Origin of the sequence: Mesorhizobium sp. B2-6-2, from assembly GCF_006440615.1 — a bacterium.
Lineage (GTDB): Bacteria > Pseudomonadota > Alphaproteobacteria > Rhizobiales > Rhizobiaceae > Mesorhizobium.
In genome coordinates this window covers 1-21666 of record NZ_VFUG01000002.1, presented here as the reverse complement: position 1 = coordinate 21666, position 21666 = coordinate 1, and the positions used below count along the sequence as shown (strand labels likewise).

The 21666-nt window shown below is 64.0% G+C and carries 19 protein-coding genes; 6 read left to right on the top strand and 13 right to left on the bottom strand.

What is annotated here, in order from left to right; translation table 11 throughout:
- Positions 1-17: 17 nt before the first annotated feature.
- The 6 genes from FJ419_RS05435 to FJ419_RS05410 form a co-directional block, all read right to left on the bottom strand.
- The gene (locus FJ419_RS05435; RefSeq protein ID WP_140688204.1) at positions 18-1160 is read right to left on the bottom strand and encodes a Gfo/Idh/MocA family oxidoreductase; all 1143 of its coding nucleotides are present in this window, start codon (positions 1158-1160) and stop codon (positions 18-20) included.
- A 5-nt stretch (positions 1161-1165) separates the two neighbouring features.
- Complete coding sequence (locus FJ419_RS05430) at positions 1166-1918, bottom strand: sugar phosphate isomerase/epimerase (protein WP_140688202.1); 753 nt, start codon at positions 1916-1918, stop codon at positions 1166-1168.
- A 36-nt stretch (positions 1919-1954) separates the two neighbouring features.
- Positions 1955-3064, bottom strand: a complete 1110-nt coding sequence (locus FJ419_RS05425) for an ABC transporter ATP-binding protein (protein WP_181170620.1) — start codon at positions 3062-3064, stop codon at positions 1955-1957.
- A complete protein-coding gene (locus tag FJ419_RS05420; RefSeq protein ID WP_140688200.1) occupies positions 3064-3996 on the bottom strand; it encodes a carbohydrate ABC transporter permease in 933 nt (310 codons plus the stop codon). The genes FJ419_RS05425 and FJ419_RS05420 overlap by 1 nt, the downstream gene beginning before the upstream one ends.
- Complete coding sequence (locus FJ419_RS05415) at positions 3989-4882, bottom strand: sugar ABC transporter permease (RefSeq protein WP_140544557.1); 894 nt, start codon at positions 4880-4882, stop codon at positions 3989-3991. Before FJ419_RS05415 ends, FJ419_RS05420 begins: the two co-directional genes overlap by 8 nt.
- An 85-nt stretch (positions 4883-4967) precedes the next feature.
- The gene (locus FJ419_RS05410; RefSeq protein ID WP_140688198.1) at positions 4968-6206 is read right to left on the bottom strand and encodes an ABC transporter substrate-binding protein; all 1239 of its coding nucleotides are present in this window, start codon (positions 6204-6206) and stop codon (positions 4968-4970) included.
- 383 nt (positions 6207-6589) lie between these two features.
- On the opposite strand from FJ419_RS05410, the gene FJ419_RS05405 reads away from it, so the two are divergent.
- Positions 6590-7636: a LacI family transcriptional regulator gene (locus FJ419_RS05405; protein ID WP_095769304.1), complete on the top strand. Its 1047-nt coding sequence runs from the start codon at positions 6590-6592 to the stop codon at positions 7634-7636.
- A gap of 133 nt (positions 7637-7769) precedes the next feature.
- Here FJ419_RS05405 and gndA read toward each other — a convergent pair whose 3' ends face one another.
- The 6 genes from gndA to FJ419_RS05375 form a co-directional block, all read right to left on the bottom strand.
- Entirely contained in the window at positions 7770-9257 is a 1488-nt protein-coding gene (gene gndA / locus FJ419_RS05400) for an NADP-dependent phosphogluconate dehydrogenase (RefSeq protein ID WP_281405818.1), read from the bottom strand.
- 188 nt (positions 9258-9445) lie between these two features.
- Positions 9446-11062: a copper resistance CopC/CopD family protein gene (locus FJ419_RS05395; RefSeq protein WP_140688194.1), complete on the bottom strand. Its 1617-nt coding sequence runs from the start codon at positions 11060-11062 to the stop codon at positions 9446-9448.
- Between the two features lie 64 nt (positions 11063-11126).
- Complete coding sequence (locus FJ419_RS05390; RefSeq protein WP_140688192.1) at positions 11127-11645, bottom strand: YcnI family protein; 519 nt, start codon at positions 11643-11645, stop codon at positions 11127-11129.
- Between the two features lie 31 nt (positions 11646-11676).
- Entirely contained in the window at positions 11677-12237 is a 561-nt protein-coding gene (locus tag FJ419_RS05385; protein ID WP_140688190.1) for a copper chaperone PCu(A)C, read from the bottom strand.
- Positions 12238-12326: 89 nt separating this feature from the next.
- Complete coding sequence (locus FJ419_RS05380) at positions 12327-12674, bottom strand: hypothetical protein (protein ID WP_140688188.1); 348 nt, start codon at positions 12672-12674, stop codon at positions 12327-12329.
- 144 nt (positions 12675-12818) lie between these two features.
- Positions 12819-13721, bottom strand: coding sequence for a GntR family transcriptional regulator (locus FJ419_RS05375; RefSeq protein WP_140544539.1), 903 nt, complete (start codon positions 13719-13721; stop codon positions 12819-12821).
- Between the two features lie 354 nt (positions 13722-14075).
- Here FJ419_RS05375 and FJ419_RS05365 point away from each other — a divergent pair, with 354 nt between their 5' ends.
- The 5 genes from FJ419_RS05365 (at position 14076) to FJ419_RS05345 (ending at position 20669) form a co-directional block, all read left to right on the top strand.
- Entirely contained in the window at positions 14076-15581 is a 1506-nt protein-coding gene (locus tag FJ419_RS05365; RefSeq protein ID WP_140688184.1) for an altronate dehydratase family protein, read from the top strand.
- A gap of 338 nt (positions 15582-15919) precedes the next feature.
- Complete coding sequence (locus tag FJ419_RS05360) at positions 15920-16915, top strand: ABC transporter substrate-binding protein (RefSeq protein WP_140688182.1); 996 nt, start codon at positions 15920-15922, stop codon at positions 16913-16915.
- A 154-nt stretch (positions 16916-17069) separates the two neighbouring features.
- Positions 17070-18623 (top strand): sugar ABC transporter ATP-binding protein, encoded by a 1554-nt coding sequence (locus FJ419_RS05355; protein ID WP_140688180.1) that lies wholly within the window; start codon positions 17070-17072, stop codon positions 18621-18623.
- Positions 18620-19585 carry an ABC transporter permease gene (locus FJ419_RS05350; RefSeq protein WP_140544531.1) on the top strand — a complete coding sequence of 322 codons (966 nt, stop codon included), beginning with the start codon at positions 18620-18622 and terminating at the stop codon, positions 19583-19585. The genes FJ419_RS05355 and FJ419_RS05350 overlap by 4 nt, the downstream gene beginning before the upstream one ends.
- 67 nt (positions 19586-19652) lie before the next feature.
- On the top strand, positions 19653-20669 hold the full coding sequence (locus tag FJ419_RS05345; RefSeq protein WP_140688177.1) for a zinc-binding alcohol dehydrogenase family protein: 1017 nt from the start codon (positions 19653-19655) through the stop codon (positions 20667-20669).
- Between the two features lie 227 nt (positions 20670-20896).
- On the opposite strand, the gene phnF is transcribed toward FJ419_RS05345, so the two are convergent.
- Positions 20897-21643: a phosphonate metabolism transcriptional regulator PhnF gene (gene phnF, locus FJ419_RS05340; protein ID WP_140688175.1), complete on the bottom strand. Its 747-nt coding sequence runs from the start codon at positions 21641-21643 to the stop codon at positions 20897-20899.
- Positions 21644-21666 lie beyond the last annotated feature (23 nt).

Sequence of the window (21666 nt, the reverse complement as noted above, 5' to 3'; positions counted from 1 at the left end):
GGAGAGGGGGTTGCCACCTACTTTTTTTTCGCCAGCAACGCCTTCGCGTCCTTGACGCCGAGCGCGGCCGGCCGCTCGCAGGTCGTCTGCATGGCGACATAATTGCCGCTTTCGCCCGAGCGCAGGATGCCGGTCATGACATCGACGGCGTGCAGCGCCAGCTCCATCGAGCAGCGATGCGGCCGCCCTTCGGCAATCGCGATTGCCATGTCGGCAAGGCCGGCGGTGCGATAGTTCGCCATCATGCCTTGGCCGTGCATCTCGTTCGGCACGCCGAACGGATGGTTCCACTTGGGCAGCTTCTTTACCGGCTTGGCCGAATCGGTGAAGCGTACATCGCCGCCGAAGAAATTCGGATCCGGCACGAAGACGGTGCCCAATTCGCCGTAGAGTTCCATCGGCGCGTGCCCATGGCTCCAGACGTCCCAGGAGGTATTGAGCGTGATCACCGCGCCATTCGCGAATTCCAGTAGCGCATGGATGGTGGTCGGCGTGTTGACCGGGATCTTCTCGCCCGCCCGCGGTTTGGAGCTGATGGTGCGCTCCTTGGCCGGCGTCGTCGCGAAGGCGGCCACCTGCTTTACCGGCCCGATCAGCTGGATCAGGTTGGTGACATAGTATGGCCCGATGTCGAGCACCGGACCGGCGCCCGGCTGGAAGAAGAAATCCGGGTTGGGGTGCCAGTGCTCCATGCCGTGGCCCATCACATGGCAGGTGCCGCTGGTGATCGCGCCGAGCTTGCCGCTGTCGATGAGATCGCGGACCAGTTGGTGCGCGCCGCCGAGGAACGTGTCCGGCGCCGAACCGATGCGCAGACCCTTCTTCTCGGCCCGTTTCTTGAGATCGAGCCCTTCCTCGATCGACAGCACGAACGGCTTTTCCGAATAGACATGCTTGCCGGCGTCGAGCACCGCTTTGGAGATTTCGTAATGCACGGCTGGAACCGTCAGGTTGACGATGATGTCGATCTCGTCGTCCTTGAGCAGGTCGTTGACCCCCTCGGCGCGCAGCTTGAACTCCTTCGCCCGCGCTTTCGCGGCCTCCATGTTGATATCCGCGCAGGCACGCATCTTGATGCCGCGGAACAGCGGCGCCAGCGAGAAATATGCCTTCGAGATGTTCCCGCAGCCGATGACGCCGATGCCAAGTTTGTCTGCCATTTCGATTACTCCTGCCAGCTCTTGGCTGCCGCGATCGAGCGTCGGGCATAGCGCTCGATGTCGTTGGGGTTGTCCTGCTCCATGATGAAATACTGCGCCGCGCTCTTGGCGCGCAACGTCTTGAACAGACCCGCCCAGTCGATCGTGCCGTGACCGACATCGGACCAGCCATCCTCGTCCAGCCCCTCGCCCGGCTTCGCCATGTCCTTGACATGGACGGCGACGATGCGCTTGCCGTGCTTCTCGATCCAGGGCAGCGGATCGGCGCCGCCGCGCACCACCCAGGCGACGTCCATTTCCCAGCCGATGTCGGGTGCCGCGGACAGGATGTGATCCTGCGGCAGCGAGCCGTCCGCAAGCGCCTTGAACTCGAAATCGTGGTTGTGCCAGGCAAAGCCATAGCCTGCCTTTTTTGCCGTCTCGCCGACCTTGGCCAGGCGCTCGCCGAAGCCGCGCCAGCCGGCGGTGTCGGACGGGCGCTGATCGGGCATCAGATAGGGGCAGATCAGCAGCGTGATGCCGAGCGCGTCGGCGATCTTGCGCACGCCGTCGAAATCGTTCTCCAGCGCATCGATCGAGAAATGCCCGGTCGGCATCGCAAGCCCGTTCTTGTCGAGCTCGGCGCGAAACGCCTTCGGGTCGTCATAGACGCCGCCAAAGCCTTCGACCTGGCTGTAGCCGAGCTCGCCGAGCATTTTCACCACGCCGTTCCATGGTTGAAAGTTGCGGGCGCTGTAGAGTTGGAATGACCAGTTCATGTCCTGTCCGTTCTGCTTGGGGGATGGTTTTGGGCGTTAAAGGCGGCTGTCGGTTTGAGCGTCGAAGAGCGAGGCGCGCGCCGGATCGAAGCCTATGCGGATCGCTTCGCCGTTGCGCAGCGTCTTGTCGGCCTCGACGCGGAAGGAGATGATCTGGCCGGCGAGCTTCGTCCACACCAGCGTATCGGACCCCATCGGGTCGACGATCTCGACGGTCGATTCGGCGGTAAACGGCATCGCCTTGGCGGCTTCGCCGAAGGCGATGTGCTCGGGCCGGATGCCGAACACGCAGGACTTGGCCGTGCGGCCACCGTCGCCCTCGAACTGATAGCGGTCGAGCGGCACGGAAACGCCATCGCCCTTGAACGTCGGCGTGGCGCCCGTCTCCAGTTCCCCTTTGAGAAAATTCATCGCCGGCGAGCCGAGGAAACCGGCGACGAAGCGGTTGACCGGACGGTTGTAGATGGTCTGCGGCGCATCGAGCTGCTGGATGACGCCGCCCTTCATCACCGCGATGCGGTCGGCGAGCGTCATCGCCTCGATCTGGTCGTGAGTGACGTAAATCATGGTGTTTTCGAGCTTGCGGTGCAAAAGCTTGATCTCGACGCGCAGTTCCGCCCGCAGCTTGGCATCGAGATTGGAGAGCGGCTCGTCGAACAGGAAGACGTCGACGTCGCGCACCAGTGCCCGCCCGATCGCCACGCGCTGGCGCTGGCCGCCGGAGAGCGCCGAGGGCTTCCTCTGCAGCAGCGGCTCGATCTGCAGGATCTCGGCGGCGCGCGCGATGCGCTTGGCGATCTCCTCTTTCGGCACGCCGGCAACGCGCAGGCCGAAGGAAAGGTTCTTCTCGACCGTCATCTGCGGATAAAGCGCGTAGGACTGGAAGACCATGCCGATGCCCCGGTCCTTCGGCTCCTCCCAGGTGACGTTCTTGCCTTTGATGAAGATGCGACCTTCTGAAATGTCGAGCAGGCCGGCGATGCAGTTGAGCAAGGTGGATTTGCCGCAGCCGGACGGTCCCAGAAGCACGATGAACTCGCCCTCGGCGACGTCGAGATTGAGCGTCTTCAGCACCGACATCACACCGAAATTGAGCGACAGGTCCTGGATCGAAACGCTGGGATTGGCGATTGCCGCTGCCATCATCATCCTTTCACCGCGCCGGCGGCGATGCCGCGCACGAAGAGCTTGCCGGAAATGAAATAGACGATGAGCGGCACAAGGCCGGTCAGGATGGTAGCCGCCATGTTGACATTGTATTCCTTCACGCCTTGCACCGAATTGACGATGTTGTTGAGCTGCACCGTCATCGGATAGGTGTCGGGGCGCGTGTAGACGACGCCGAACAGGAAGTCGTTCCAGATGCCGGTGACCTGCAGGATGATGGCGACGACGAAGATCGGCAGCGACATTGGCAGCATGATGCGCAGATAGATGCCCCAGAAACCGGCGCCGTCGACGCGCGCCGCGCGGAACAGTTCCTCCGGCATCGACGTGAAATAGTTGCGGAACAAGAGCGTCAGGATCGGCATGCCGAAGATCGAATGCACGATCACAAGGCCGGTCAGCGTGCCGTATATGCCGATCTCGCGCAAGATGATGACGATCGGGTAGATCATCACCTGGTAGGGGATGAAGGCACCGACGATCAGGATGATGAAGAAGGTGTCGGCGCCCTTGAAGCGCCAGTTGGCCAAGGCATAGCCGTTCACCGAGGCGATCGCGATCGACAGCAGCACCGACGGCACGGTGATGCGCACCGAATTCCAGAAACCGCGCGAGAGCCCGTCGCAGTTGAGGCCGGTGCAGGCGGTCGCCCAGGCCTTCACCCAGGGTTCGAAGGTGATTTCCACCGGCGGCGAGAAGATGTTGCCGAGGCGGATTTCCGGCATGCCCTTCAGCGACGTGACGATCATCACGTAGAGCGGCAAAAGGTAATAGAGCGCCACGACGATCAGCGTGCCGTAGAGGAAGATGTTGCGGCGCGAGAGCGCATGCCGCGGCTTCGCTCCGGCGGGCCCGGCGTCGTCGCGCGGAAGGACGCCCGCATCGGATGGGGAGGCAGCGACATCAACCACGCCGGCGGCCTCCGAATTCGAGATAGGCCCATGGCACGATGACGATCATCACCGAGAGCAGCATCATGGTCGAGGCGGCGAAACCCTGGCCGAGATTCTGGGCGAAGAACATGTAGTCGTAGACGTATTTTGCCGGCACCTCGGAGGCGATGCCCGGCCCGCCGCTGGTCTGCGCCACGACGAGATCATAGACCTTGACGATGCCGGCGGCGATGATGACGAGCGTGGTGATGAAGACCGGCCGCATCATCGGGATGACGATGAACAGGTAGGTCTTCCACATCGGGATGCCGTCCACTCGCGCCGCCTTCCATATGTCTTCGTCGATGCCGCGCAGACCGGCAAGCATCAGGCACATGATCAGCCCCGTGCCCTGCCAGAGCGCGGCGATGGAAATGCCGTAGATGACGATGCTGGAATTATAGAGCGGGTCGAAGCTGAAGCTCGTCCAGCCGAGGTCGCGCACGACGCGCTGGATGCCGAAATCCGGGTTGAGCAGCCATTGCCAGACCAGCCCGGTGACGATGAAGGACAGCGCGAAGGGATAGAGGAAGATGGTGCGGAACGTATCCTCGAAGCGGATCTTCTGGTCGAGCAGCGCCGCCAGGACGAAGCCGATCACCAGCGAGAACACCAGCGAGATCACGCCGTAGATCAGGAGGTTCTCGATCGAGATCAGCCAGCGCGGCGTCGCCCACAACCGGTGATACTGGTCGAGCCCGACGAAGTTGAGCCGTGGCAGCAGCTTCGAATTGGTGAAGGAGTAGAGAACCGTCCACGCCGTGCCGCCGACGAACACCACAAGCGCGGTGAGCACCATCGGAATCGATGCGATCTTCGCATTGAGGTTACGGAAAAGCTGGTTGGGGCGTTCGCTATTGCTCATCTCGACAGCCGGGCTGGGGCAATGAGGACATCATGCTCCCAACCCCCGATAGGCAGGGGCCGGGAGCTGGCGGGGCGCCGGTAGATCAATCGGCCGAAGCGATGATGGCGGCGAAGCGCTTCTGCGCTTCTTCGACCGTCATGTCCGGCTTGGCGAAGAACTCGGAGAACAGGTCCTCCTTCTGCTTCTGGCTGTCCTGCGAAAGCAGTTGGTCCGTCCACGGCATGACGGCGCCCTTGGCGAGGATGGCGAGGCCCTTCTTCATGCAGTCGTTCGCCGCGTTGAGGTCGACGTCGCCACGCACCGGCAGCGAGCCCTTCTTGAGGTTGAAGGCGACTTGCGTCTTCGGATCGAGCAGCGTCTCGGCCAGCACCTCCTGGGCCTTGGACTTGTCGGCATCTTTCAGCAGCGGGAAGTAGAAGGCGTCGCCGCCGGTGGCGATGACCTCGTTCAGGCCGAGGCCGGGCAGGCAGGTATAGTCCTTGCCGGCGGTCTTACCGGCGACCTGGAACTCGCCCTGCGCCCAGTCGCCCATGATCTGGCCGGCGGCCTTGCCGGTGATGACCAGATTGGTGGCCTGGTTCCAGTCCTGCACATTGGTGTTCTTGGCCATCTTGCGGGCGTCGTCCGCCGCCTTGAACACCTTGGCGATCTCCGGGCCTGCCGCGAAGGTGGCATCCTTGTCCTTGTAGACCTTGAGGAACGTGTCGGTGCCCGCGGTCGCGGCCATCAGCACGTCGAAGGCGCCCGAGGCTTGCCAGGCCTGTCCGCCGACCGCGAGCGGAATGATGCCCGCCTTTTCCAGCGCCGGCGCATCCGCCACGAATTCATTCCAGTCCTTCGGCACTGGCAGGCCGGCCTTCTGGAAGGCCTCGTTGGACAGCCACAGCCATTGCCAGGAATGGATGTTGACCGGCACGCAATAGATCTTGCCGTCGATGGTGCAGCTATCGAGCAGGCTCTTCGGCCGCACGATCTCCGTCCACTTGTCCTTGGTGGCGATATCGGTGAGGTCGCGCATCAGCCCGGCCTGCACCAGCTCCTCCGCCTGGCGGCCGTGGTTGAACTGGGTGGCGCCCATTGGATCCCCGCCGGTGATGCGGCTGATCATGATCGGCCGCGCCGTGCCGCCGGAGCCTGCGATGGCGCCGTCGACCCAGTGGTTGCCCGTCGCGTCGAACGCCTTGGCAAGCTCGGCCACCGCCGCCGCCTCGCCGCCGGAAGTCCACCAATGGGTGACTTCCAGGTCGGTCGCGGCCGCCGGGCCGGCGAAGTTGAGCGCAACTGTCGCGGCAAAGGCGGCAGTCAGGATTTTGTATCGCATTTCGGCTCCTCCCAGAATCTGAAACGTTACAGATTTTCGATACGGCAAATGATCCGCCTAGGCAACCCCTCGCCTTACGGTCGGTCAAGATTTTTTCGCGGCGCGAACAAAATCTTTTTTCCGAGGCGGCAATGCCGGTGTCGGATCAGACGATTGGTGCAAAAAGCAGGCTCGGACCGATATTTCTTTGTGATTCCAGCGAGCTTCGGCCCTCTCCGCATCTGTGATTCAGAGGGTTCGATCTCGCCGGTCGATCACGAAGATTGGCAATCTGTAACGTTTCAGTATATTGAGCCGAGCCGCAAACTGAAGGTCGCGCAAATGTCACCGCCGCACGATTGCCGGTCGGCCCCGCGACTGCTATGCGCCTGACGGGCGGGACGATGGATAGACGGATAACGAAGAAGGGCGACGACGACACGTCGGGCAAGGAACGGCCGACGCTGAAGACGCTTGCCTTCATGACCGGGCTGGGCGTCACGACGGTCTCGCGCGCGCTGAAGGATGCGCCCGAGATCGGCGCCGAGACAAGGCGCCGCGTCCAGCTCGTCGCCAAGCAGATCGGCTACCGCCCGAACCGCGCCGGCGTACGCTTGAGAACCGGCAAGACCAACGTGATATCGCTTGTGCTGAACACCGAGCACGAGCTCATGAGCTTCGTCTCGGACATCATCTACGGCGTTACCGAGGTGATAGCAGACACGCCCTACCATCTGATCGTCACGCCCTATTCGCGCTCGCAGGATCCGCTGGACCCGGTGCGCTATCTGGTCGAGACGGGCTCGGCCGACGGCGTCATCATCTCGCGCACCCAGCCCAACGATCCACGGGCGCGCTATATGCTGGAGCGCGGCATTCCTTTCGCCACGCATGGCCGCACCGACATGGGGCTGGTGCATCCCTATCACGACTTCGACAATTACGCCTTTGCCGGCGAAGCAGTCCGCTATCTCGCCGGCAGGGGCCGCAACCGGCTTGCCCTGGTGACGCCTCCGGTCGGCCTCACCTATCACGGCCATACGGTCGCCGGCTTTGCCGATGCGCTGAGCGAGGTGGGTGCCAGCGAGGTGCCGTTCAACACCGTCTCCATCGATCAGTCGATCGAGCAGATCAGGATGCGGACCGCGCAATTGATGCGGCGCAAGGACCGTCCGGACGGCTTCGTCAGCAGCGCTGCCGCAGCGACGCTCGCCATCGTGGCCGGCATCGAGGACGCCGGGCTGAAGCTCGGCCGCGACGTCGACGTGGTGTCGAAACAATCGTCGGAATTGCTGCATCTGTTCCGGCGAGAGCTGCTCGTCGTCAACGAGAATTTCCGGCTCGCCGGCTCCGAGCTCGCCCGCGCCGTGCTCGGCTGGATCGGCGGCGCCGATCCAGGCACGCTGCAATCGCTCAGCACGCCGAGCGAGGTTTTGCCTTACCGTGGTTGATTGGCGCGACTTGAGGGGCAGGTCAGGCCGAGTCGAAAATGGTGGCTTCCGAGAACCGGAGCGGAGCGTACTTAAAGTACGTGAGCACCGGAAGCGCAGGACGCCGCCATTTGCAGGCCGGCCTCACCTGGCCCTAGGCGGCCCCACTCCCCCATGGGCCATGAAACGCCCCCTCTTCCCCGATGCGCTCGAAGCCGTGCGCGCCGAAGAAGTCGCGCTGCGCCTGGATCAGGTTCGAGGTGCCGCGTCCTTGGCGGTAGCTGTCGAAATAGGCGAGCGCCGACGACAGTGCCGGCACCGGCGAGCCGGCTTCGGAGGCGCGTGCCACGATGCGCCTCAGCGACGGATGCGCCTCCTTCATCATGGCGATGAAGGCCGGCGCCATCAGCAGATTGGTGGAAGCGCCGCCCGAACCGAAGGCCTCGGCCATCGTGTCAAGCATCTGCGAGCGGATGATGCAGCCGGCGCGCCAGATCTTGGCGATGGTCGGCATGGGCAGGTTCCAGTTGAATTCCTTGGAAGCGCCGCTCATCACCGCGAAACCTTGCGCGTAAGCCGCGATCTTGCCGGCGAACAATGCCAGCTCCAGGTCCTTGAGCAGCGCGCCCCTGTCGCCGGAAATCTTCTCGACACCGATATTGCCGTAGGCCTTTTCCGCCGCCTGCCGCTCGTCCTTGATTGAGGACAGCACGCGGGCCGCGACCGCCGCCTCGATCGCCGTCGCCGGAATGCCGAGCTGCTGCGCTTCGATGACCGACCATTTGCCGGTGCCCTTCTGCCCGGCGCGGTCGAGGATGATGTCGGCAACCGGCTTGCCGGTCTTGGGATCGTCGGCGGCGAGAACTTTTGCGGTGATCTCGATCAGGTAGGAGTTGAGCCGGCCTCTGTTCCATTCTTCGAAAACCTTGCCGATCTCCTTCGGCGCCATGTCGAGGCCGTCGCGCAGGATGCCGTAGATCTCGGCGATCATCTGCATGTCGGCATATTCGATGCCGTTGTGGATGGTCTTGACGAAATGGCCGGCGCCGTCGGTGCCGAGCCAGGCGGCGCAGGGCTCGTCCTTGAACTTGGCCGAGATCGCCGTCAGCACTTTCTCGACGCGCTTCCAGGATTCTTCCGTGCCGCCGACCATGATCGAGGGGCCGTGCCGCGCGCCCTCCTCGCCGCCCGACACGCCCATGCCGATGAAGGTCAGGCCCGAGCCGGACAGCTCTGAGAAGCGGCGCATCGTGTCGCGGAAATTGGCGTTCCCGGCATCGACGACGATGTCGTTGGCCGACAGCACGCCGCCCAGCGCCGCGATCTGCTCGTCGACCGGCTTGCCGGCCAGCACCATGATGATGATCGGCCGCGGCGGCCGGATCGCAGCGGCGAGCTCCTCCAGGCTGTAGCAGGGAACGACCATGTCCCTCAGCGAACCGGCACTATCGACAAAGGCGTCGGTGCGCGATGGCGTGCGGTTGAAGACGGCGATGCGGTGCCCGTGCTCGGCGATGTTGAGCGCCAGGTTGGAACCCATCGTGCCAAGGCCGATCAGGCCGATTTCGGCTTTTTCCATCGTTTCTTCCCTGCGTTCGGATGCTTGTTGTGGGTTGCGTCCTGGAGAACGCCTTTCCCAGATGAATGACGGGCCTTGGCGGCTGCGTCAACCGTCTCGCAGAATTGTGTCGAGGTCGGTGAGACCGAGGGGGAAGACTGAGGGCGAATGGTGAATGGTGAATAGTGAAATGGACAGGCGAACGTCGTCTCGACGCGGAAACGAAAATCGCCTGCTATTCACCATTCACTATTCACCATTCACTCTCAATTTCACTCTGCGCGGATATCGATTGGCGCCTCGATCTTCACCACCTCGAAGTCCGAAACGAGAATATCGAGCCGGGCGTTCCAGCGGCCAGGGAACGGGATGACGAGATTGTCAATACGCCAGGTGCCGTCGCCGGACTTTCTCGCCGGCCGCTTGATCGGCTCGATGCCGGAATCCGGCTTGGACAGCACCAGCGTCACCTCCTTGGCGTCGAGTGGTCCGAAATCGCCGGTCATGATCATCATCGAAGCGGCGACCTCGCCGGCATGGCCCGGCGTGATGCTGAGATCGGCCATCGCCTTCAGCGTGTGGATGTGGATCGAAACCGGCTGCGCGGCAGCGATCGCCAGCGCGCGTGGCGGCGGGGTGAAGCGCCAGCCGGCGGCGACGCCGAAAATGGCAAGCACGATGACCACCTCGATGCCGATCGAGCGCACCATCCGCCGCTGCACCTCGGTGTCGCCGGCCACGGCCGGCGCCGTCAACGTCCAGCGGTTGATGGCGGCAAGCGTGAATAGGAAAAGCAGCAGAGCGAGCTTGAGCAGCAGCAGCCGGCCATAAGCGGTATGGATCAACGCTGCCGGCTGCTGCACCTGGATGATCGCCAGCACGATGCCGCTGGCGGCAACGACAGCCACGACCGGCAGGATCGCGCGCGAGAAGCGCCGCAGAAAGACCTTTGCTTCCGCCGGCTGCTGCCGCAACGCGAGGCCGAGCGGCGCCAGCGCGCCCGCCCAGAAGGCGATTGCGGTGCCGTGCAGGAACACCAGCGGCCGCGTCAGCCATTGCGGTTCGGCGGCGCTGGCGTGACCGCTGGCGGCAAGGGCCGCGCCAACCCCGAGAAGCGCTACGGACGCCGCCAACCTGCGCAGGCCCGACGGTCCGGCAAGGGAAAGCAAAGCCAAGCCGAGCGCGATCAGGCCGAGCAGCACCGTCCAGACGAAGCTCGTCTCGAGCGCGGTCTTCCAGACAGCCGGTGTCGCAAACCGGGCGAGCGGCGCGCCGAGCGCATCCAGCCCCTGGAGGCCGAGCGAAAGCGGCGCTCCGACGAGGCCGATAAGAAGCGTCGCGATGACGGAGCGTTGGCCGCGGCGCCGATCCTCGGCGAGCCAGGCAAGTGCGAACGCGCCGCCGATGCCGAGAAAAAGCCCGGCATAGAGAAACAGCTTGCCGAGCCAGATCATCGCCCGCAGCGTCCAGTCGACGGCCTCGCCCGCCACTGGTGCCGCGCTTGGCGCGCCTATGGAAAACAGCGCCGAGCCGCCGACCGGATGACCGTCGACCGAAACGACCCGCCAACTCAGCACATGCGTGCCGGATTTGAGCGTTTCGGGATTGTCGATCTCGACCGTCCGGTCCTTGAGACGGAAGGATGTCAGCGCAAGCTGCGAGCCGTCCGGCCGCACAAGCCTCAGCACCAGCGGCGAGACGGGCTCGCTGAAGGTGAGCGAGAATTGCGTCGGACTTTGCGTCAGCACCGCGCCGTCGGCCGGATCGGTCGCGATGAGCGCCGCATGCGCCAAAGCGCGGTCGGGCACGACGAGCAGCGCCATCGCCACGAGCATTGCCGCCAGCCAGACAAGAGAGCCGGCAAGCATGCGGTTCATTGAGGAAGGCATTGCTGCATTCATGCCGTCATAACTGGAAATGGTGGCGCCCCCCGATGGAGCGCGCCAACAGAGATCATTTCTTCGGCAGCAATTTGATGCCGGGCGCAGGCGTTTCCAAGGCGTCCTCGTCCTGGCCGGCCGCCGGGATCTCGATCCAGCGCTCGGCGGCATCGCCGCATTCCTGCACCACCGGGAAATAGAGCATCTGGCCGGCCGGCAGATCGGCCGCCAGCGAGGCGCGGAGGACGAACTCGTCATAGAATTCGTCAGGCAGATTGCCGCCGCTCCAGTCGACTTCCTTCACGCCGGTGGTCAGCGTCTCGCCATAGAGCTGGTAGGATTTCTCGTATTTGCCCTTCTTGACCTGCAGCGTCCAGCCGGGCTTGGGCATCGGCTTCACCGCGATGACGCCTTCGGGGATCTGCACGCGCACGGCGGTCGTTGCCTTGCCCTCGCAGCCATGCGGCACGCGCAAGACCGCCTTGTAGGTCGAGCCGACGGCCGCTTCCTGCGTTTCGAGCGTGATGTGGGCGAGCGCGGCATTGGTCCCGAGCGCGCAAAGCGCGCCCGCCGCCAAAAGATACTTGTTCATGAATTGTCCCTCTGATTTCGAATTGGGCGGATTATTCGGCGTGATCCATGTCGCCCATATCGCCACTGCCCGTCTCGCCCATGCCTCCGACAGCGAACTCGACGGTGACGCTGCCGGCCTTCTCGAAGGTCAGCGTCGCGGGGAATTTCTCGCCCTGCTTCGGCTGCCGCTTCAGGCCGGTGAACATCAGGTGGTAGGCGCCCGGCGTCAGCGCGACCTTGCCGCCGGCAGGGATCTCCAACCCGCCCTCGACCGGCCGCATGGTCATGACGCCGTCCTTGACGCCCATCTGATGCAGTTCGGCCTTGTCGGAGATGTCGGAGGAGATCGACAGCAGCCGGTCCGGCGCGCTGCCCTTGTTGATCACGGTGAAATAGCCGCCGGCCACCTTGGCGCCCGGCGGCGTCGCCCGCGACCAGGGATGCTCGATCTCGAGATCGCCAACCTTGAACTCATGCGCCAGGGCGGCGGGAATGCAGGCCAGGAGAAGAAGAAGAAGGCCAAGCACGGCAAGGCCAACGCGCAGCTGGAGGTGGAAGGGCGGCGCGCCGCGAAGGGCGAAGGCTTGCGCCTTGGGAAGAAGATTGGACATGGTTGCTCCATGAGTACGGGATCGCGCCGAAATGCGGGCCACGAACAGTCTGATCTTTGGATGAATAGTCGCGCGGAAGGTTCCGCGGATCAGACCATCGCCGGCGGCGCGCGAGGATTGGCCGGAGAGCGGTCGCGGGCGAAATCCTGGTGCCGGAAGGCCGGAAGCTGGAAGGCGACGGCCTCGAAAAGCCGGGTCCTGGCCAGCGCGCCGGCTTCCGGCGGCGGCAGATGCGCCGCCGTAACCATGTTGCAGCCGAGCGAGCAGCAGGCCGGCAGATGCTGCTGGTGGGGATCGCCGCCGGGGAGTTTTACGGCCCCTTCATGCGTGCAGATGACGTTGCCGAAGGCGTCGAGCTGCGAAGGCGCGCCGAAGGCGAAAGCGCCGAGAGAGGACTGAAGCAATAGAAGCAGCGCCGCGATGAACGCGGCCGGCATGCTCCTTCGTCTCAGCCGGATATCCAACGCAAAGCCTCTCCCGGAAACGCCTCGACGGTAGCACGCGGAATGCGCGCGGGAAATCGGCAAAACCGCGCTGCGGCAACGCGGCGCGATGGGTCGTTGTGGATCGCGGCCCGCCTATCAGGCGGGCTGCATCTGCCGCCCTTCAGGAATGGAGGTCAGAAGCGTCTGGCGCGCCGACTTCAGGTGCTTGCGACAGGCGGCGTCCACCTTGCCGGGATCGCGCGATTTCAGCGCCGCGATGTAAGCGAGATGCTCCTGAATAGCGACCTCGTTGCGCTGGCGCTCCTCAGCCTTGTTCCACTGATAGTGGTAGTGGAAGATCATCGCGATGACATCGTAGAAGTCGACGATAAAGCGATTGTGCGAGGCGCGGTGGATCAGCCGGTGGAAGCGCTCGTCGAGCTCGGAGAATTCGTTGAAGCGCGTGGCGATTTCGCTGGCGAGCTGACGATGCTCGAGCTCCAGCCGGTCAAGATCGGCCCATACCGCGCTATCTTCCGGCAGCGCGGCGAAAGCCGCTGCCGAACGCAGCTCGAAAATCTCGCGGATCTCGGTCAGCTCCAGCGCGAAGGCGCGCGTGAAACCCTTCAGCACCCAGTGGCTGTTGCGCCGCTTCTCGATCAGCCCGAAGCGCGAGAAGCGGATCAGGAATTCGCGCACGCTGGTGGTGCCGACGCCGATCTCGCGCGCCAGCTCCAGCTCGTTGATCTGCATGCCGGCTTCCGCGCCGCCGGCAAGCAGGCGACGCATGAAGGAGCGCTCGATGATCTCAGCCAGCGAGTCGGTCTCCTCCTCGGGGAAGAAATCCTCCGGCCGTGGCGCCCTGAGCACCGTCTTGTTGCGCTTGTTCCAGTCGATCAGCCCGGTTTCTTCCATGCGCGCAAGGATGCTGCGCACCGTGGTGCGGCTGACGCCGAGCAGCGTGCCGAGTTCCGGTTCCGACGGCAGGCTCTTGGTCTCGTCGAGCAGCCGCAGACAGCGGTTATAGGCGTCCTTGTAGACATTGTTGCTTTTCGACATGCCCCGTATCCCCCAACGCTTGCGGCGGCCTGCCGGAAACGCGATATGGTCGGTGTTCCTAGAGCAGTTCAGCGTTTCTCGGAATGCCGAACTGCGCTAAATCTTTGTTTCTGCGCAATTCCGGACGGAAAGCCGCTACGCACTTTTCCTGGAATTGCTCTGGCGCAAGCCTCCGAAAAGCGGAACGTTTTTCGCCGGCTTGCCAAACGGGCGGCGCTGGCGTCCAAAAGACGAGCGCCAACCGAGCGAAAAAACAATTGACGCAAAATTGTTTTTTCCCGATAAAAGACATTACCTTTAAACGGGCGCAAGTCAATCCGCCCGCATTCCCAGGATCACCCAGGACAGCCGCCCGTGAACGTTGCAAACACCATCCTTCTCTCACCCTCCGACAATGTCGCCGTCGCCAACGGGCGCATCGAGATTGGAACGCCATTGCCGGGCGGCGCAACCGCGGCTGCCGTGATCGAGCCGGGCCACAAGGTGGCGATCAAGCCGATCCCGGCGGGCGAAGCGGTTGTGAAATACGCGCAGGCGATCGGCCGCGCCACGCAAGACATCGCGCCCGGCGAGCATGTTCATTCGCACAATCTGGTTTTCGAGAGCGGCCGCTTGCCGGTGGTGCCGCCGAGTGAGGCCGAGCACGCCACCGAGGCCGACCGCAAGCGCACCTTCATGGGCTACCGCCGCGCCGATGGGCGCTCCGGCACGCGCAACTTCATCGGCATCATCGCCAGCGTCAATTGCTCGTCGACCGTCTGCCATGCCATTGCGGACGAAGCCAACCGCACGCTTCTGCCGAAATATCCCGGCATCGACGGCTTCGTGCCGATCGTGCACGGCCAGGGCTGCGGCATGAGCGCCACCGGCGACGGCATGATGGTTCTGCACCGCACTTTAGCCGGCTATGCGCGCCACCCGAATTTCGGCGGCATCCTGATGGTGGGCCTGGGCTGCGAAGTCAACCAGCTTACGCTTTACGGCCAGAAGGGCGTGGCCGCGGGAAAACGGCATTTCAACATCCAGGAAGCCGGCGGCTCGCGCAAATCGGTCGAGCGCGCGATGGGCGTTCTGGCCGAGATCGCCGAGGAGGTCGGCCAGCTGCAGCGTGAGCCGATCCCAGTCTCGGAGATCGTCGTCGGCCTGCAATGCGGCGGCTCGGACGGCATGTCCGGCATCACGGCAAACCCGGCATTGGGCGCCGCTGTCGATATCCTGGCAGACTGCGGCGGCATCGGCATCCTATCGGAGACGACCGAGATCTACGGCGCCGAGCACCTGTTGGCCTACCGCGCCGCCTCGCCCGAAATCGCCGCCAAGCTCGACGGCTTTGTGAAGTGGTGGGAGGACCATACCGCCAAACACGGCGCCTCGATCGACAACAACCCCTCGCCCGGCAACAAGCGCGGCGGCCTGACCACGATCCTCGAGAAATCGCTGGGCGCGGTCGCCAAGGGCGGCCAGACGCCGCTCAACGGCGTCTTCGGCTACGCCGAGAAGGTTTCGGGCAGCGGCCTGGTGTTCATGGACACGCCCGGCTACGACCCTGTCTCGGCCACCGGCCAGGTCGCCGGCGGCGCCAACGTCATCGTCTTCACCACCGGCCGCGGCTCCTGCTTCGGCTGCCGGCCGACACCGTCGATCAAGGTCGCCACCAACTCCACCATGTATCACCAGATGGAAGAGGACATGGACGTCAATTGCGGGGTCATCGCCTCGGGCGAGAAGACGATTCCCGGCATGGGCCGCGAGATCTTCGAGCTGATCATCGAGACGGCATCCGGCCGCAAGACCAAGAGCGAGGCGTTCGGCTACGGCGACAACGAATTCGTGCCGTGGCACCTCGGCGCGACGCTTTAATCAAAGGCCGTTATCGCGTCGGAAGCGCCACCGACAACAGGAGGCGACCTTCACTACCGTGCAGGCTTTTTCTATGGAATAAATATTCCATGTTGACAGAATTATGAAATTATTGTTCCATGCCGGTAAGGAGGAACGGGAGCATCCGAGCACTGCCAGGGACGAGCCGAACGGACCTTGACCCGCATCACGCACGGCAGCAGACATCGCTTGCATCGGTCACGGCAATGCTCTATCAAAAAACGGTATCTGTTTTTTATTGATAAAGTTCTGTTTGGGCCGCGCCTATCCAGATGGAGCTTCCGCAACCTTCACCAGGCGACTTAGGGAGGAACCTAATGAAATTCGTGACCAGCCTTCTCAACCGCCGCGGCTTCGTGGCTTTGGCCGCCGCTTCGATGCTCGCCGGCGTGATGCATTCCGCGCCCGCCTCGGCGGCCGATGTGACCATTCCGATCATCGTCAAGGATACCACATCCTTCTACTGGCAGATCGTTCTGGCCGGTGCCCGCAAGGCCGGCAAGGATCTAGGCGTCAACGTGCCGGAACTCGGCGCCCAGGCCGAAACCGACGTCAACGGCCAGATCTCGATCCTGGAAAACGCCGTCGCCAGCAACCCGGCGGCCGTCGTCATCTCGCCGACCGAGTTCAAGGCGCTCGGCAAGCCGATCGACGAGGCTGCCTCCAAGGTCAAGGTCATCGGCATCGACTCCGGCGCCGATTCCAAGGCCTTCACCTCCTTCCTGACCACCGACAACGTGCAGGGCGGCCGCGTCGCCGCTGACGGCCTCGCCGCCGCCATCGGCGCCGCCAACGGCGGCAAGGTGGAAGGCAAAGTCGCCCTGATCACGGCGCTTCCCGGCGCCGGCTCGCTCGAGCAGCGCAAGCAAGGCTTCATCGAGCAGATCAAGGCCAAGTATCCGGGCCTCGAGCTTGTCGCCGACAAATATGCCGATGGCCAGGCCACCACCGGCCTCAACATCGCAACCGACCTGATCACCGCCAATCCGGACCTCAAGGGCATCTTCGCCTCGAACCTGATCATGGCGCAGGGCGTCGGCCAGGCGATCGCCGAAAACAATCTCGGCGGCAAGGTGGCGCTGATCGGCTTCGACAGCGACGAAAAGCTGATCAAGTTCCTCAATGACGGCGTCATCTCGGGCCTCGTCGTCCAGGATCCGTACCGGATGGGCTATGACGGCATCAAGACCGCCTTGGCCGCCTCGAAGGGCGAGAAGGTCGAGGCCAATGTCGACACCGGCGCCAACCTCGTCACCAAGGACAACATGAAGGATCCCAAGATCGACGCGCTGCTCAACCCGAAGCTCAAGTGAGCAGCGTCGCGACAGTCGTTTCCGGGGCCTCGCGCCCCGGAAACATCGGGGGCGATTTGGAAGTTCGCCGGCCCGATTTAGGCTCCGCCTTCAAGATGCGCGCCAGACGCATCGCTGCGTACCCAATGGTTGAGGCCAATCTGGGAGGATTGTCATGACGTCGACGGCGCAGGAACTGCATCCGGCCCCTACGCTGGAACCGGGCAGGACGATCCTCGAGCTCAACGGCCTGGAAAAGCGCTACCCCGGCACGCATGCGCTGAAGCCTGTGCATCTTGCCTTCAAGGCAGGCGAGATCCACGCCATCGTCGGCGAGAACGGCGCCGGCAAGTCCACCCTCATCAAGCTTCTGACCGGCGTCATGCCGCGCACCTCCGGCGAGGTGATCTGGGAAGGCAAAGCCGAGGCGCTCGCCACCCCCTACGAGGCGATGGCGCTCGGCATCAACGCCGTCCACCAGGAGGTGGTGCTGTGCCGCCATCTCACCGTCGCCGCCAACATGTTCCTCGGCGAGGAGGAATCCCGCTTCGGCCTGCTGCAGCAGCGCGCCATGGTCAAGGACGCACAGAAGATCATCGACGGCCTCGGCTTCGACCTGCCGGCGCATGTCGTGCTCGGCGACCTCACCATCGGCCAGCAGCAGTTGATCGCCGCCGCCCGCGCCACGGTGCGCGGCACCAAATTCCTGATCTTCGACGAGCCGACCGCCTACCTCACCCGCAAGGAGGCCGACCAGCTCTTCAAGCTGATCCGGCGGCTCAAGGGCGAAGGCGTCACCATCATCTATATCAGCCACCGCATGGAGGAAGTGTTCGAGCTCGCCGACCGCGTTTCCGTGCTGCGCGACGGCACTTTGGTCGGCACCCGCAACATCGCCGAGACTGGCGAGGCCGAGCTGGTCAAGCTGATGATCAACCGCTCGATCGAGCAGATCTACCACAAGGAGCATTTCACCCCCGGCGCCACCATCGTCGAGACGAAGAACCTTTCGGGCAAAGGCTTCGAGAACGTCTCGGTGACCGTCCGCGCCGGCGAGATCGTCGGCCTCTACGGCCTGATCGGTGCCGGCCGCAGCGAGTTCGTCACCACGCTTTACGGCCGCCACAGGAAATCTGCGGGCCAGATCCTGTGGCAAGGCAAGGAGGTCCAGGTCAATTCCGAGCACGACGCGATCCGGCTCGGCATGGCGCTGGCGCCGGAAAGCCGCCGCGACCAGGGCCTGTGCCTCAATTTGCCGGTCGGCACGAACCTCAACCTGCCGATCTACAAGCGCATCTCCAGCAATTTTCTGATCTCCGGCGCCAAGGAGAAGGCCGAGGCCGACCGCCAGATCGCCGACCTGCGCATCAAGACGCCGACGCGCCATGCGCTCGCCTCCAGCCTGTCGGGCGGCAACCAGCAGAAGATCGTCATCGGCAAATGGCTGGCGCATGGCGCCAAGCTGTTCATCTTCGACGAGCCGACGGTGGGCGTCGATGTCGGCACCAAGGCCGAGATCTACCGCCTGTTCTCGACGCTCTTGTCCAAGGGTGCCGCCATCATCCTGATCTCGTCCTATCTGCCGGAAGTCTACGAGCTTGCCGACGCGCTGCATGTGTTCCGGCGCGGCAAGCTGGTCGCGACCCATGGTTTCCGGACCGCGAGCCACGAGGACATTTTGGGTCAGGCACTGGCCGAGAAACAAGAAAAGTCGGGAGGACAGATATGAGCACCGAGGCGATCCCCGCCGAACGATCCAAGCGCAATTTCAACGCCCTGTTCGGCTTGACGCTGCTTGGCCTTCTGCTCCTGATGTGGATCGTGCTGGCTTTCGCCACGCCGTCCTTCGCCACGACGCTCAACATCACCAACCTTCTGCGTCAGGGCTCGCTGATCGCCATCCTGGCCGTCGGCCAGACCTTCGTCATCATCACCGGCGGCATCGACCTGTCCGTCGGCGCGGTGGTCGGCTTCACCACGGTCATCGTCGCGCTGTTGATCAATGCCGGCTGGCCGATCTGGGCGGCGGTGCTGGCGACCTTGCTGGTCGGCGTCGCCATCGGCCTCTTCCACGGCTTCGGCATCGTCAAGATGGGCCTGCCGCCCTTCATCATCACCTTGGCCACCATGACCTCGCTGCGCGGCATCGGCCTTTTGATGACCAACGGCAACTCGATCTCCATCAACAGCGACCCTTTTCAGGCGTTTTCCCGCGGCTCGCTGCTCGGCATCCCCTATCTGTTCTGGATGGTCATCCTGGTCGCCATCCCCTCCTACGTGTTCCTGCACCACACGCGCTGGGGCCGTTACCTGTTCTCGGTCGGCTCCAATGCGGAGGCCGCGCGTCTGTCGGGCGTCAACGTGCCGCGCACCATCTTCATGGCCTACATCCTGTCCGGCCTGCTCGCCGCCATCGTCGGCGTGCTGCTGGCCTCGCGCATCGGCATCGGCAACCCCACACAGGGCGATACCTATGAGCTTCAGGCCATCGCCTCGTCGGTGATCGGCGGCACCTCACTGTTCGGCGCCATCGGCTCCGTGCATGGACCGCTGATCGGCTCCTTCATCCTTTCGACGATCAACAACGGCGCCAACCTGCTCAACGTCAACACCTTCTGGCAGCGCGTCATCACCGGCCTGCTGATCATCGTCATCGTCTACTTCGACGGCCTGCGCCGTCGCGGAAAATGAACCCTACCTGAATCTTCCGCGCCGGCCCCGCTCAAGCGAGGCCGGCGCTTTTTGCCTTGGATTGCCTATGAAAGCCGTTGTCTGCCGCTCGCCCGGCGAGCTTGTCCTCGAAGACCGCGCCGGGCCCGGCGCACCGCCGCCCGGCTGGGCGCGCGTCGCGGTGAGCCATGTCGGCATCTGCGGCACCGACTACCACATCTTCGAAGGCAAGCACCCATTTCTGGCCTATCCACGCATCATGGGCCATGAGGTTGCCGGCACGATCGTCGAGAAGGGCGAAGGCGTCGAGATCAGCGTCGGCGAGCCGATCGTCATCAACCCCTATCTTTCATGCGGCAAATGCATTGCCTGCCGGCGCGGCAAGCCGAACTGCTGCGTGAGGATCGAGGTGCTGGGTGTCCATCGCGACGGAGCCATGTGCGACGAAATTCTGGTGCCGGCGCAGAACCTCTACCCGGCGAACGGCCTGTCGCTGGCCGACGCCGCGGCGGTCGAATTCCTGGCGATCGGCGCGCATGCGGTGCGCCGATCGCTCGGGCTGCCCGGCCAGCGCACGCTGGTCATCGGCGCCGGCCCGATCGGCCTCGGCACGGCGATCTTCGCGCGCATCGCCGGGCTGGATGTCAGCCTGCTCGACATGAGCGCCGAACGTCTCGGCTTCGCCGAGAAGCAACTCGGCTTTGCTCCGCTGGACAGCTCGAAGGCGCCGGCTGCCGAGCTGGTCCAACAGGCAACCGCCGGCGAAGGGTTCGACCTCGTGTTCGACGCGACCGGCAACACCCAGTCCGTGCAGTCGGCCTTCGCCCATGTTGCGCATGGCGGCACGCTGGTGCTGGTCAGCGTTGTCAAGGACGACATCACCTTCTCCGACCCCGAATTCCACAAGCGCGAGATGATGTTGATCGGCAGCCGCAACGCGCTGAAGGCCGATTTCGACCATGTCGCAGATTCGATCCGCAACGGCGCCGTGCCGTTGAACAAGCTCGTCACCCATCGCACCACGCTCGCCGGAACGCCGCGCGATCTCGCCAGGTGGACACATGAGAAGTCGGGACTGATCAAGGCGGTCATCGAGGTGGGCTGATCCATCCCTTCGTCATCCACGGGCGGAGCAAGGAGCGTAGCGACGCAGCGCAGACCCGAGGATCCATTCCGTGACGTCGATGCGTTACAGCGATCCCAGAATTCTGCTCCGGTGCGCTCTACGATCGAGGTTACGGAATGGATCCTCGGGTCTGCGCTCCGCTTCGCGTCGCTCCGCCCGTGGATGACGACCTCTGAATTATCGCCTTGGATGACGACGACGAAGACCTAATCGCCGGCCGAGAGCCTAAGCTCCACCCGCTCCGCGGGAAAGCGCGACTCCGCGAATTGGATCGGCTCACCATCGACCGTGACGTTGACGGCGACGGTGACCAGCACGATGGCGCCGGGCTGCAGATCGAGGGCTGCAAGGTCGTCGGCGTCGGCGTGGCGCGCCGACAGCACGGTCGAATGCCGCAGATAATCGTTGATGCCGAAACGCTTCAGCGAGGCGGTGATCGATCCCGTTTCCGCCATTGCCGCCTCGATTCCGGCGAAGCGCTTGGCATCGAACCAGGTCGTCGCGCGCGATACCGCATGACCGTCGGCCTCGCCGCGCGTCTCCAGGCGGATGACGGCAGCGCATTTGGCGATGCCCAGCGCCTCGGCGATGCGCCGGCTGGCCGGCTCGGTGGATGACGACAGCAGCGCGATATGCCGCTCGCTCGTCTGCCCCTGCAGGCCGGTCGAGAAGCGCGTGCGCGCGCCGATCGGATAGGACAGCCGCTTGCGCGACAACACGAAGGTGCCGCGTCCCTGCTCGGCCCTCAGCACGCCTTCCTGCACCAGTGCCGCAATGGCGCTGCGCACCGTATGGCGGTTGACGCCGTAGCGTTCCGCCAGCGCGACTTCAGGCGGCAGCGCGGCATTCTCGGCGAAATCGCCATTGGCGACCGCCTGCAGGATCCTGTCGGCGATCTGCCGCCATAGCGATACGCCGTTACGCCTCTCGATGCTGCTTGCCAGCCCGGTCATTTCCCCGCCCCCAACGTCCCCAC